Raw genomic sequence first — 12,928 nt, 5'->3', positions numbered from 1 at the left:
AGCCTAACTGGTCGCCGCCGTTATTCCAACCAGAACCACCATCCCCACCAGCCACCATCCCACAATCACGGTCGCGGCCTTGCCTCGCGAGATCTTCGCCACAATCGCCGTGCCGACGATCAAAAGCGCGAGCTGCCACAGCCCGATGATGTCGAAGAAGCTAAGGAAGACTTTCAGCCAGGGCGCAGCGTCGGGCATGTAGTACGCCAGATTCGTCCCCACCGGGTTGCGAAGGTCAAAGGACTCCGCACTGCCCCCAAGCAGCAGCGTGACAATGCTCAGCAGGCCGATCAGCAGCCGGGGCAGCCCCGCGTACATGCACACCGCGAACATCTGACCATAGGTCGTCCGCGCGCCAAAGCCAAAGTTGACGCTGGCCCAATAGAGCAGCGCCGCGGCCGCGACAAAGATGAGGATGATCACGAACGACAGATACGTGGTGTAGCGGGTCACCGCACCGGCCACGCGAAGCTGCTGGGCCTTCTGCGCCTCGGTGAGGGTTGAGAAGCTCTCTTCCTGCTTGGGGCTCTGGTGGATCTGGTTCTCGGCGGCGCGTTCAAATCCCACCTGACGGTCAATAACAAAAGCCATAGCCAGTGTGACCACGACCATAAGCACGAACGGCAGCCACCAGCTTGCGCTCCGCAGAATGTCAGTGAAGGTCTTGTTGGGTGCGACAAAGGTATCAACGACACGCTCAACCTGACTAAGGCCTGCTCCCTGCCCGTCCACGGCCACATCTACGCTGTCAGTCATCAGCCCTCCTCAAGAAGTTACCGACGCTTCCTCACTGCCGATCAAAAATCCCGTAGCCGGATTGTAGCTTGCCGCCCGTTGTCCAGGGGAGGTTCGTTATATTGTTACGCATGCGTTGCAAGCAATTCCTGGCGATCTCTGTCTGCACTGTTGCCCTCCTCACACCCTTTGCTCCCGCGCAGTCCGGACTCTCCGCGGCTCCCGCGGAAGGGGTGCTCCAGCGCCTCATGCCTCAGCTGGCTCCGCAATTTCAACTGGCCGTCACCCCCAGGCCTGATCGCAAGGATTACTTTCGCATTACAGGCACGCGCGGCCATATCCGGGTAGAGGCAGCTACGCAACCCACTCTTCTGTATGGAGTCAACTGGTATCTGAAGTACGTCGCCCACCTGCAGGTTTCACCAAACGGCCTCCAGCTTGGCCCCGCCAACTTTGTATTACCCGCCCCTTCGTCCCCAATCGAAAAGACCGCTCTCTATCCCTGGCGCTATGCACTGAACGAGAATGTTGACGGTTATTCGGCCCCCTACTGGGACCAGAAACGCTGGCAGCATGAGATCGACATCCTGGCTCTCACCGGTACAAACGCCATCCTGATCGAGCGCGGCACGGACCTTGTCCTCTATCAGACCTTCCGTGACTTCGGCTACTCTGATCAGGCGATCCGCGATTGGATCGTGGAACCTGCCCACCAGAACTGGCAGCTCATGGGCAACATGTGCTGCTTTCAAGGCCCTATCTCGATCGAACTTCTGAAGAAGAGGTCAGAGTCGGCAAAGAAACTGATTGCCGAGTTGCGCAGCCTCGGCATCACTCCAGTCTTGCCCGGATACTACGGCATCGTCCCGGCGGACTTCGCCTCATTGAACCCCGGAGCACACGTCATTACCCAGGGCGATTGGAACGGCTTTACCCGCCCCGGCTGGCTCGATCCTCGCGACCCGCACTTCGACAAACTCGCTGAATCCTTCTATCGCCATCAGCACGATCTCTACGGCGATTCTGCGATCTACGACATGGAGATCTTTCAGGAGGGGGGCACCGCGGGCGACGTTCCAGTCTCGGAGGCCGCAGGAAAAGTGCAGCAGGCGCTTATGCGGGCCCACCCCGGAGCGCTCTGGATGCTGCTCGGCTGGCAGCAGAATCCTACACAGGAGTTGCTCTCGTCGATCGACACCAGTCATGTCCTCGTCGCTGAAATTGAACAGGGCCGCATTCCGCGCGAGGACCGCGACCGGGAGTTTCGAGGAGCATCCTGGCTCTATGGCGGCCTTTGGGAGTTTGGCGGGCGTACTACCCTGGGGGCTGCTCTCTACGACTACGCCGTTCGCCTCCCGCAGATGGCCAAACGCCCCGGCAGCCGCATCGTCGGGACCGCTATCTTTTCTGAAGGCCTCGACACCAATCCTTTCGCCTTCGATCTCTACACCGAAATGGCATGGCACACCGATCCCGTTGACTTGATCCAATGGACGGATGCTTACGCGGTACGCCGGTATGGAGCAGACGATCCACACGCCCGCCGCGCCTGGCAGATTCTTCTAAACACCGCCTACGGCTATCGCGCCGACGGCAACATGCAGCACGGCGAGCGGGACGCCGCACACGATTCCCTCTTCAACGCTCAGCCTTCCTTGAAATTGAAACACGCCGCCACGTGGTCGCCTGACGTTCTCCGGTACAATCCAGCCGACATCGTCCCTGCGCTCACTGAACTCCTCCAGGTCGCTCCCGCATTGCGATCCCAGGAGACCTACCGCTACGATCTCGTCGACGTAGCCCGGCAGGTCATGGCGAACGAAAGCCGCCGACTATTGCCATTGATTGACCAGGCCTACGAGTCCAAAGACAAAGCCGCGTTCGCCAGACTCACACAAGAATGGATGCGCGACATGCAACTCCAGAATGATCTACTCGAGACCAACTCTTTCTTTCTGCTTGGCAGATGGCTCTCCTTCGTCCCTCCGTGGGCCTCATCTCCCCAGGAGACGGATCGCCTCAACTACGACGCGCGCTCGATCCTCACAACGTGGGGAGACCGCAGGGCCAGCGAGTTTGGACTCCACGAATACGGCAATCGCGACTGGGCCGGCCTGACGAGTGACTATTACATGCCTCGCTGGCAGATGTACTTCGACTCCCTGTCCGCCTCACTTGCCACGAGTGAACCTCCAAAGACTATAGACTGGTATGCCTTTGGCGACCGATGGAACCATAGCCGAAAAGCTTACACTGCCGACCCGCAAGGCGATCCCTACGTCGCCGCACTTGCGATCGCGCGTACCCTTCATCTTCTCCCTAGCCAGACGCACGCGGCGGAGCGATAGCCCATGACAACGACCAGCGCACCTTCGACCTTCACCATCCCATCGCTCACGGCGAGACCACCGAGACTCATCAGTCTCGACGTCTTACGTGGCCTCACGATCGCCTTCATGATTCTCGTTAACAACAACGGCAACGAAGCCGCTGCCTATTGGCCGCTCAAGCACGCGGACTGGAATGGGTTCACCCCGACCGACCTGGTCTTTCCGACCTTTCTGTTTCTTGTCGGCGTCTCGACCGTCTTCTCCACTGCCTCGCGGCTTGCCCAGGGTGCAACGCGGCGGTCGCTGTTTTTGCACGTCGTTCGTCGGTCCGTCATTCTTTACCTGCTCGGCCTCGTAGTGAACAGCTTTCCCTACTTCCATCTGCATACCATGCGCTTCTATGGAGTGCTCCCCCGCATCGCAATCTGTTACCTGATCGTGGCCTCGCTCTATCTCATCAGCCTTGGCTGGCGCAGCCAAACGGGCCTGGCAGTCGCTGCGCTCGCGGGGTATTGGATCCTGATGCGCTTCGTTCCCGTCCCCGGGCATGGCCTCCCCGGCCATGACATCCCCCTGCTCGACCGCGACGCCAATCTCACCGCCTGGCTCGACCGCCAGATCTTTCCGGCCTCCCACCTTTACGAACGCACGCGCGACCCTGAGGGACTTCTCAGCACTCTGCCCGCGGTCGCTACAACTCTCTTCGGCGTTCTTACCGGTCTATGGTTACGCACGCAGCGCTCACTGACTGCTAAAGCTGGAGGAATCGCCATCGCTGGCGTTAGCAGCGTTCTTTTGGGAAGCCTATGGAACCTCTCCTTTCCCATCAATAAGAAGCTCTGGACCAGTTCCTATGTTCTCTTCGCGGGCGGTCTCAGCCTGCTCCTCCTCGCTCTCTGTCTCATGATTGTGGACCTGCCCGAAAAGAGCTCACTCAGGCCACGCTCCGGTTTCCTGATGCCCTTCCTCGTCTTCGGGACGAACGCCATCTCGGCCTATGTCCTATCGGAGCTCCTTCAGTCGACGCTCGGGAGCATTCACCTGCATCACGGCCTCAACCTCCAGCAGCTACTCTACCTTGCCATTCAGCGCGTCGTACCGGGCCCGGCAATCGCCTCCCTGCTCTACTCGCTGGGATTCGTCGCAGTCTGCTGGCTCTTTATGGTCATACTCTACCGTCGCAATATCTTCATCAAGGTCTAGCCGGTCGATCCGCGATAATCTCTGCCGTGGCTCTTCTTGTCGTCGTTCCGTCCAGAGCGAAGCGAAGGAATCTGCCGTTGTCCGTAGCGGGCGTTCACTCAACCACCGCAAGGACGTCGCCCGAGCCCACAGTATCGCCCACAGCAATGCCGACGCTGACGACGCGCCCCGCCTTGGGAGACTTCAGTTCGTTCTGCATCTTCATCGCCTCGATGACGACGACGCCCTGATGCTCGGCGACCTCGTCCCCCGGAGCGACTAGCACCCGCACCACGCGACCCGGCATCGGCGCCTTCACGGGACGCGGCCCCGCCGCTCCACCGCCTGCGCGTCGCCGCCCGGCCAGCGAGCGCGGGTCGTCGAGCTCGAAGGTGCTCCTGCGGCCGCCGACGATCACCGCGTCGCCATCGAGCACGCAGCGATACTGGCGCCCTTCAACAACCAGCGACATCACGCCGGGCTCGAGCATGCACGCATCGAACGTGACGGGAACGCCGTCGACGAGGCACTGCCGCTGGTCTTCGGCGGACGGCGACGGAAGATCGATGCGCCGCTTTGTTCCATTGAGGACGATCCAAAGGGTCATGCGCGCAGCCCCTCCCGGCGGCCGGCATCGGCCCACCGGCTCTCCGGCAGCGAGGCGGTCTCAGCAGGCGCGCTCCGCTGCATTGACGCCGTGAGCAGAGCCGCCGCCAACGCCACGATCTCCTCTGGGGCCTCCGTGACCTCGTCCGAGTTGGAGACCGGGTCCGCGGCAAGCAGTAGCTCGAGGTAGCCTGTGTCGATGCGCGCCGCACGGAAGTCCGCATCCTCGAGGATGCGGCGGAAGAACGAAATATTGGTGCGGATGCCGCCGATGACGTACTCGCCGAGAGCGCGCAACATCCGGTCGATGGCGACCTCGCGAGTCGCCCCGAAGGCGACCAGCTTCGAAAGCATGGGATCGTAGTCCAGCGGCACGACCCACCCCGGATAGACCGCGCAGTCCTCGCGGATGCCGGGACCTCCGGGCTGCACGAGCCGCGTGATCATGCCGGGTGAGGGGAAGAAGTTGTTTTCCGGGTCTTCGGCGTAGATGCGGCACTCGATGGCGTGGCCACGGAGCCGCACCTCCTGCTGCGCAATGCCGAGCGGCTCGCCCATCGCGACGCGAAGCTGCATCTGCACAAGATCAAGCCCGGTGACCATCTCGGTGACGGGATGCTCGACCTGCAGGCGCGTGTTCATCTCGAGGAAGTAGAAGTTCAGCTCCTCATCCACCAGAAACTCGACCGTGCCCGCATTGACGTAGCCGGCTGAGAGCGCAAGCCGCACCGCAGCCTCGCCCATCCTGCGGCGCAGATCGTCGCTGACGACAGCAGACGGCGCCTCCTCGATCACCTTCTGGTGGCGCCGCTGCACCGAGCACTCGCGTTCGCCGAGGTAGACGCAGTTGCCATGCGTATCGGCGACGATCTGGATCTCGATGTGGCGCGGCCGCTCGATGAGCTTCTCAAGGTAGACCTCGCCCGAGCCGAAGCTGCGCTCGGCCTCGCTGCTCGCCGCCGCATAGGCCCCAGGAAGCTCTTCGGCGCGGGCGACGGCGCGCATTCCCTTGCCGCCACCGCCGGCCGCGGCCTTCAGCATGACGGGATAGCCGATGCTCGCCGCAACGCGCACCGCCTCCTCCACCGAAGCCAGCCCTTTGACGCTTCCGGGGACGCGCGGCATCTGCGCCGCATCCGCGGCCTGGCGCGCCCGCGTCTTCGAGCCAAGCTCGCGCATCGCCGATGCCGGTGGCCCGATGAACGTGATACCTACGCTCTCACACGCCTCCGCGAAACCGGCATTCTCGGAGAGGAAGCCGTAGCCGGGATGAATCGCATCGGCTCCGGAGCGGCGCGCGATCTCGAGGATGAGGTCGCCACGCAGATAGCTCTCGGTCGCCGGAGCCGGTCCGAGCCGGTAGGCCTCGTCGGCCTCAAGCACGTGCAGCGCTGCGCGGTCGGCGTCGGAGTAGACCGCAACGGTCCGCAAGCCCATCTCGCGACAGGCGCGCATCACGCGCAATGCAATCTCTCCACGATTGGCGATAAGGACTTTTTTCATCGGCATTCGCAAGCGCCAATTTTACGCTATGACCAAAGAAGAGAGCCTCCCGCTGTGGGAGGCTCTCTGGCTTCGCGAAAGAAACAACGGTCTACTGCAGCGATACGCCGCCGCCGGCCTTCTCTTCCTTCTTGCGCTCGTTCTCCTTGCGGGCTCCCATGGCCTTCTGGATCCACTCGTCGGCCTTGGCAAGATCGGCCTTGCGGGCCGCGTCATCGCCGCACTCAAGATCGGCCTTGCGCCGGTAGGTGAGCTGCAGGTACTGCATGGCGTCGTCGTAGGTCGGGTTGATCTCGATCGCCTTCTGGAGATACTGCAAGCCCTCATTCACCAGTTCGGTGTTCGCCTGCTGCAGCTTCTGACACGCGCCCTTGCTCTTCTTGGCGTTGCCGTTGCCATCGTCCGTCAGGCCATCGGCAGCAAGAATGTTCAATGCGCTCTTGTACGCCAACGCCCAATCAACAAAGCCCACGGTATAGTGAGCCTCTGCATCGTTCGGAGACACGGCGATGACCTTCTTCTCGTACTCCTTCGCCTCATCGAATTTCTTCGTGTTGCGATAGATCGAAGCGATCTGCTTCAGCGCTGTCACGTCGCTCGGGTCGTGCGCCAGCACAGACTGGAATCCGTCAATCGCCTTCTGCGCGGTCTTCAGGTTCTCCGGAGTGTCGAGGTTCGGCACAACCTGGTAGGCATAGGCCGTTGCGAGATACAGCCTCGCCTGCTCATACTTGGGATCGAGCTCAATCGACGTCTGAAAGTGGTTGACGGCCTCTTCGTAACGGGCGTTTTTGAACGCCGCAATACCTTTGTTGAGCTGGTCGCGCGCCTTCAGGCGGTTGCATCCGGTTACAGAACTAAGCAGAAGCGCCAGCATCGCGGCCGTAACCGGAATACGTGCAGTCAATTTCATGGGACGTGGTATCTCCTTCTCCTGGGCGCAAATCAACAATCCTACGGGGCGGTTATATGGATGAAACAGTTAGTCTGCCGTCTGATTGTACTGGCATACAACCTTTGGTGACCAGAGGTTGTAAGACCATTTGTGCATATATCTATTATCTCTCGACCAGAGCGTCCGCCGGAAACATCGCCCTGAAAAGGCTCGGGCGGCCGCCATCATAGCCGAGCCGCCCGTGAAGACACAATTTTCTAAGCCAGCGGACTACTGACCAGCCTCAACCCGGGGGGTAATGAGACCGATATTGTCCACGCCTGCCTGGTGACCGTAGTCGATGACTTCGGCGATCTTGCTGAAGTCAAGGTCCTTGTCGCCCTTGACGAACATGACCTTCTCAGCACGGTTTGCGAAGATCTCCGTCAGCTTCGGCTCGATGTCAGCCTTGTTGAAGGCCTGCTCGTTGATCTTGTACGACGGGGCCGCGGCACCATTGGACAGAACCTGCACCACGATCGTGCGGGTGTTCTCTGGCTCTGCGGTCTTGTTCTTCGGCGGCTGAGGCACCAGTGTCTCCAGCCCCTTCGGGGTCACCGGCACGATGACCATGAAGATAATCAGCAGCACCAGCAGCACGTCGATCAACGGCGTCACGTTGATGTCAGAGACCGCTCCACCTGAACTTCCAGAAGTCATTCCCATAACAAAATCTCCTTCAATCCGGACGGCAGCTCCTCAGGAGCTGAATGCCTTCCTGGGGTCGTTGCTACTTAGTCTCGCGCTTTTCCGTCAGCAGACCCAGCTGGCTGACTCCGGCTGCACGAATCCCGTCCACTGCGTCCATGACCTTGCCGTAGTTAGCACGGCTGTCGGCGCGCATGTAAACCTCTTTGTCGGTCTTGCCCTCGAGCTTCGCGGCAATCTTCGAGCCGAGATCATCGAGAGTGACCTGGTCGCCGCCGAGGAACGTTCTGCCGTCGCGCGTCACCGCCACGACCACGGCATCTTCCTTGTTGGCGTTTTCCATCACGATGGCGGCATCGGCCTTGGGAAGGTCGACGTTCACCTTGTTGTTCAACATGGGAGTGATGACCATGAAGATGATCAGCAGTACCAGCATCACGTCCACCATCGGCGTGACGTTGATATTGGAGTTGACCTTCTTGCCCTCTTCCCTCTTTGCCATTGCCATAATGTTTGCTCCGTCCGGTTAGCCTGATTTGCTCTGCCTGCTGGATCTCTCTGTTCTCCGGATGCCGTTCGCTTTGACGGCATCCGGAGACGCTGGAGATCAGGATTCTCACAGGCCCGCTTTGCGCTGCCGAAGCAGACTTACCGGTGGCTCTGCTTGATGAAGTAGTCGACCAGTTCGCTCGAGCTGTTGTCCATCTCGACGTCGAAGGCCTCGACCTTGTTGGTGAAGTAGTTGAACGTCATAACGGCGGGGATGGCCACGAGCAGACCGAAGGCGGTCGTAACCAGGGCCTCAGAGATACCGCCGGCGACTGCGCCGATACCGGAGGTCTTCTGCGTCGCAATCTGCTGGAAGGCGTTCAAGATACCAACGACGGTTCCGAACAGACCGATAAAGGGGGCCGTCGAACCGATGGTGGCCAGACCACCGAGGCCGCGCTTCAGCTTGGCGTGAACGATTGCCTCAGAGCGCTCGAGGGCGCGCTTGGAGCTCTCTACCTGCTCAGGGGTGATCGCGCCGCCCGAACCGAAGCTGCGGAACTCCTGCAGGCCGGCGGTGACAACCTCGGCCAGGTGCGACTTCTTGCTGCGGTCAGCGATCTTGATCGCCTCATCGAGGCGGCCGTCCTTGAGGGCGCCGGCAACCTTCGGGGCAAACTCACGCGACTGCTTGCGGGCAGCCGAGAAGTACAGAGCGCGATCGATGATCACGGCCAGCGACCAGATCGACATGATGAAGAGGATGACAACAACTGCACGGGCAAGGTTGCCCATGTTGCCCCAGAGCTGCAGAGGGCTGAATCCAACCTGCGCCTCTTCAAAGAACATGGCGAGGGACGCGGGTGCATGAGCGAGATTGGTAAGATGAGCGAGAATCACTGAGTATTTCCTCCTGATGGAACTCTAACTTTCTGAATCCGGGTCGTGCACTCCCCAAACGGGTTACGCCTGTGGAGCGCGGAGACAAGGGTCGTTGCGGTGAAGGTATGGCTCAACCGCCGAAGTTGAAGTTGACGGTAATCGTCGTCTCTACCTCGGTGGGTTCGCCGTTGAGGACGTAGGGCTTGTAACGCCAGTTACGGACAGCATCGAGCGCGCTGGCGCGAAGCATCTCAGGACCACTCATCACTTCCAGCTTGTCGATCGTGCCCTGCTTGGAGATGATCGCGTGCAGCACAACCGCTCCGGAGACGTGGGCTGCCTTGGCGATCGGCGGATAGACCGGCTTCGGCTGCGAGATCGCGTTACCGGCAACCACACCGCTCGACACGCGGATCGGGCCCTTGGGCTTCTCAACCTTCACAACAGGCGCGGGCGCAGTTCCGATGCCGCCCATCACGCCGCCAGGGACGCCAGAACCGCTGCCCATGCCCGCCATACCAGCGACACCAGCCATCTGCGGAGGAGGCGCAGCCTCTTCCTTCAGCATCTTAATGTCCTTGGGGATCTTGGTTGGCGCATGCAGACCCTGATCGATCTCCGAAACCATCTTGATGGGTTTGACCACCTGCGCCGGCGGAGGCGGCGGGGGCGGAGGAGGAGGCGGAGGTGGCGCCGTCAACATGGCGGTCAACGATGTCTTGGGAAGCGCCTCGGGGTACAGCAGGGGGATCAGAATAAGCGTCGCAAGAATGGCAATGTTGAACGCGAAGGTCGCGATCATCCAGTACTTCGACTTCGTCTTGATCTTGCCGCCGGACTCCATCAATGAATCTTCAAACATATGCTGCCTCGCTTTGGTGGAGAAGAGCTATTGGTTTATAGACACCACGCTCTTCCAATTTGTTCCCGATTTTTAACCCAAAGTTTATGCTTTTTTGAAACTCAGGCCCTGGCGCGTTTGCCAGCTGGAAGCGAAACCGCCTTGCCCCTGCTGGCTCGCCAATCTTGGTATGCAACCAGCATCGGCGCAGCGACTGCAATGGATGAGTAGGTGCCGATCAGAATACCGACAACCAGCGCAAATGAAAAGCCGTGCAGCACCTCGCCGCCGAATAAATAAAGGGAAAGCACCGTCAGAAAGGTCAATCCCGAGGTCAACACGGTCCGGCTCAGCGTCTGGTTGATGCTGCGGTTGACGACCTCAGACAGCGTCTCGCGCCTGGAAGTGGCCAGATTCTCGCGGATACGGTCGAAGACCACGATCGTGTCGTTCATCGAGTAGCCGATCAGGGTCAGGATCGCCGCGATGACCGTCAGCGTAATCTCCTGATTTGTAAGGCTGAACGCGCCCACCGTGATGAGCGTGTCGTGGAACACCGCCACCACCGCCGCCACGCCATAGATCAGCTCAAAGCGGAACCACAGATACACCAGCATTCCGATGAGCGAGTAGACGGTCGCCAGCCACGCCTGCTTCTGCAACTGCTTGCCGGCCGTCGGCCCCACGATCTCCACCTGCTCGATCTGGAACTTCGAGTCACGGTAATTCGCATTCAGCGCATTCTCCACGCTCTGCCGTCCGACGTCGTGCGCCTGGTCGCTCGCCGACGCAATCGGCAGGGCGATGATGACCTTGTTCGCCGCATGGCCACTGGGATCGCTGACACGCTGGATGCTGGCATTATGCACGCCGCCGCGGTCGATCGCCTGCCGGATGTGGTCCTCGTTCGGGTTCTGGTCGAAGGCCACGCGAATCTGCGTGCCGCCCGTAAAGTCCACGCCCTTCGGGATCCCATGCCAGAACAGCATGCTCAGCACGCCGGAGACGGAGAAGATCAGAGAGAAGCCCAGGAAGTACCACTTCTTCCCAAGCCAGTCGATATTAGTGCCACGAAAGAATTCCACGTTACCTTCCTCAATCCATGCGGCGCTTCCCGCACCGTCCTTCACTTGCTGACTCGCTAACCCGCAGGCTTGCTGGCCGCTCCTATATCGAAAGTGCCGCCCCGCGCTCCTTGTTCTTCAAATGCGAATCGAAGATCACGCGCGAGACAAACACCGCTGTAAAGAGGTTCGCCAGCAGGCCGAACGTCAGCGTCACGGCAAAGCCGCGCACCGGCCCCGTGCCGAACAGAAACAGAATCAGCGCCGAGACGATCGTCGTCACGTGCGTGTCGATGATGGTGATCCAGGCGTGCGCGAAGCCCTGCTGCACGGCCGAGGCCGCCGCCTTGCCCGCGCGCAGCTCCTCACGGATCCTCTCAAAGATCAGCACGTTCGAGTCGACGCCCATACCAATGGTCAGGATGACGCCCGCGATGCCCGGCAGCGTCAGCGTAGAGCCCGTGAAGCCCATGAATCCAAGCAGGATCAACAGGTTCAGGATCAGCGCCAGGTCGGCATTGATTCCTGAACCGCGGTAGTAGATCAGCATGAAGATCATGACCGCAGTCATGCCGGCCACCGCCGCAATAACGCCCTGCCGGATCGACGCCTGGCCCAGGCTCGGCCCCACACTGCGCGTCTCCAGGAACGAGATCGAAGCCGGAAGCGCACCGGTGCGCAGCATCAGGCTCAGATCGGCCGCCTGCTGCTTGGTGAAGCCGCCAGTGATCTCGCCGCGGTCGCGAATCGCCGACTGAATTCCCGCGACCTCGCGGACCCTGTTGTCGAGAACGATCGCCATCGAACCCGGCGAAGCGCTCGAGCTCGAGTGCTCGCTCGTGTACTTGTAGAAGCGGTCACCAGCCTCAGTCGTCAGGGTGAAGGTGATGTTCGGGCGGCCGTTCTGGTCGTTCGAAGGCTGCGCATCGCGGAAGTCCGTGCCTTCCACCTCGCTGACGCGCTTCAGCAGCCAGACCTGCTCCGGAGATTCGGCAGTCGCGGATCCCTTCACGAGCACCGCATCGGGAGGAATGACGCCGTTGTTGGCCTGCAGGGCCTCCTGATCGGTCGCGTACGGGCCGCCGGCGACTGCGTGAATCTCAAGCTTGGCCGTCGACTGAATGATCTCCTCGACGCGGCCAGAGTCAGAGATACCCGGCAGCTCGACCAGGATCTGGTTCTCGCCAAGGCCGTACTTCTGGATGATCGGCTCAGTGACGCCCAGCTTGTCGATGCGCTCGCGAATCGTCTCGATCGAGGTATCGACCGTGCGCTCGCTGAGCGACCGGATCGCTGCCTGCTTCATCGTCAGCGTCACGGTTCCATCGGCAGCCGTCGTGGCCTCGTAGTCGCCATAGGTGTTGCCGCTAAAGACGCCGCGCGCGTCCGTCATCTTCCCGATGGGAATGCCGCTGACGGTGATCTTCTCCGGATGCGTCGAGTCGGTCTTGCCCGCCGTCACGCCCGAGATTCCCGCCGTCTGCAGGTCCTGCGTCAGTCGCACCGCGTCGCGGTCGGTGGCCGATGCAACCGCCTCGGCCACGTGAACCTCAAGCACCAGGTGCGTGCCGCCCTTAAGGTCCAGTCCCAGGTGGATACGGTCCGTAATGGACTGCTTCAGGCTACCGTGGGGGATTCCCACGATGCCGAAGCAGAAGATCACCAGAACCGCTACGATGAATGCCGTCTTGCCGGCCAGATTTTTACCCATGAT

The 12,928-nt window shown here is 60.8% G+C and carries 12 protein-coding genes; 2 read left to right on the top strand and 10 right to left on the bottom strand.

Annotated features, from left to right (window positions below; genetic code table 11):
* Nucleotides 1–3: 3 nt before the first annotated feature.
* Nucleotides 4–756, bottom strand: a complete 753-nt coding sequence (locus tag OHL16_RS11365) for a YIP1 family protein (protein WP_263367241.1) — start codon at nt 754–756, stop codon at nt 4–6.
* Nucleotides 757–866: 110 nt separating this feature from the next.
* On the opposite strand from OHL16_RS11365, the gene OHL16_RS11360 reads away from it, so the two are divergent.
* Together OHL16_RS11360 and OHL16_RS11355 are read left to right on the top strand one after the other, a co-directional pair.
* Nucleotides 867–3,083, top strand: coding sequence for an alpha-N-acetylglucosaminidase (locus tag OHL16_RS11360; protein ID WP_263367240.1), 2,217 nt, complete (start codon nt 867–869; stop codon nt 3,081–3,083).
* Nucleotides 3,084–3,086: 3 nt separating this feature from the next.
* Nucleotides 3,087–4,268 carry an acyltransferase family protein gene (locus OHL16_RS11355; protein ID WP_263367239.1) on the top strand — a complete coding sequence of 394 codons (1,182 nt, stop codon included), beginning with the start codon at nt 3,087–3,089 and terminating at the stop codon, nt 4,266–4,268.
* A gap of 94 nt (nt 4,269–4,362) precedes the next feature.
* Here the strand turns inward: OHL16_RS11355 and OHL16_RS20130 are convergent, their stop codons facing one another.
* The 9 genes from OHL16_RS20130 to secD form a co-directional block, all read right to left on the bottom strand.
* Nucleotides 4,363–4,890 carry an acetyl-CoA carboxylase biotin carboxyl carrier protein subunit gene (locus OHL16_RS20130; RefSeq protein ID WP_317891056.1) on the bottom strand — a complete coding sequence of 176 codons (528 nt, stop codon included), beginning with the start codon at nt 4,888–4,890 and terminating at the stop codon, nt 4,363–4,365.
* The gene (gene accC, locus OHL16_RS11345; protein WP_263367238.1) at nt 4,851–6,362 is read right to left on the bottom strand and encodes an acetyl-CoA carboxylase biotin carboxylase subunit; all 1,512 of its coding nucleotides are present in this window, start codon (nt 6,360–6,362) and stop codon (nt 4,851–4,853) included. Before accC ends, OHL16_RS20130 begins: the two co-directional genes overlap by 40 nt.
* 85 nt (nt 6,363–6,447) lie before the next feature.
* Nucleotides 6,448–7,269, bottom strand: coding sequence for a tetratricopeptide repeat protein (locus OHL16_RS11340; RefSeq protein ID WP_263367237.1), 822 nt, complete (start codon nt 7,267–7,269; stop codon nt 6,448–6,450).
* A gap of 252 nt (nt 7,270–7,521) precedes the next feature.
* Nucleotides 7,522–7,956, bottom strand: a complete 435-nt coding sequence (locus OHL16_RS11335; protein WP_263367236.1) for an ExbD/TolR family protein — start codon at nt 7,954–7,956, stop codon at nt 7,522–7,524.
* Nucleotides 7,957–8,020: 64 nt separating this feature from the next.
* Nucleotides 8,021–8,446: an ExbD/TolR family protein gene (locus OHL16_RS11330; protein ID WP_263367235.1), complete on the bottom strand. Its 426-nt coding sequence runs from the start codon at nt 8,444–8,446 to the stop codon at nt 8,021–8,023.
* Nucleotides 8,447–8,586: 140 nt separating this feature from the next.
* Entirely contained in the window at nt 8,587–9,327 is a 741-nt protein-coding gene (locus OHL16_RS11325) for a MotA/TolQ/ExbB proton channel family protein (protein ID WP_263367234.1), read from the bottom strand.
* 112 nt (nt 9,328–9,439) lie between these two features.
* Nucleotides 9,440–10,171 (bottom strand): energy transducer TonB, encoded by a 732-nt coding sequence (locus OHL16_RS11320; RefSeq protein ID WP_263367233.1) that lies wholly within the window; start codon nt 10,169–10,171, stop codon nt 9,440–9,442.
* Nucleotides 10,172–10,272: 101 nt separating this feature from the next.
* Nucleotides 10,273–11,235, bottom strand: coding sequence for a protein translocase subunit SecF (gene secF / locus OHL16_RS11315; RefSeq protein ID WP_263367232.1), 963 nt, complete (start codon nt 11,233–11,235; stop codon nt 10,273–10,275).
* Nucleotides 11,236–11,317: 82 nt separating this feature from the next.
* On the bottom strand, nt 11,318–12,925 hold the full coding sequence (secD, locus tag OHL16_RS11310) for a protein translocase subunit SecD (RefSeq protein WP_263367231.1): 1,608 nt from the start codon (nt 12,923–12,925) through the stop codon (nt 11,318–11,320).
* Nucleotides 12,926–12,928: the final 3 nt, after the last annotated feature.

Origin of the sequence: Edaphobacter bradus, from assembly GCF_025685645.1 — a bacterium.
Taxonomy (GTDB): domain Bacteria; phylum Acidobacteriota; class Terriglobia; order Terriglobales; family Acidobacteriaceae; genus Edaphobacter; species Edaphobacter bradus.
Note: the sequence above shows the minus strand (reverse complement) of the source record. Positions and strands in the feature narration are given on the sequence as shown.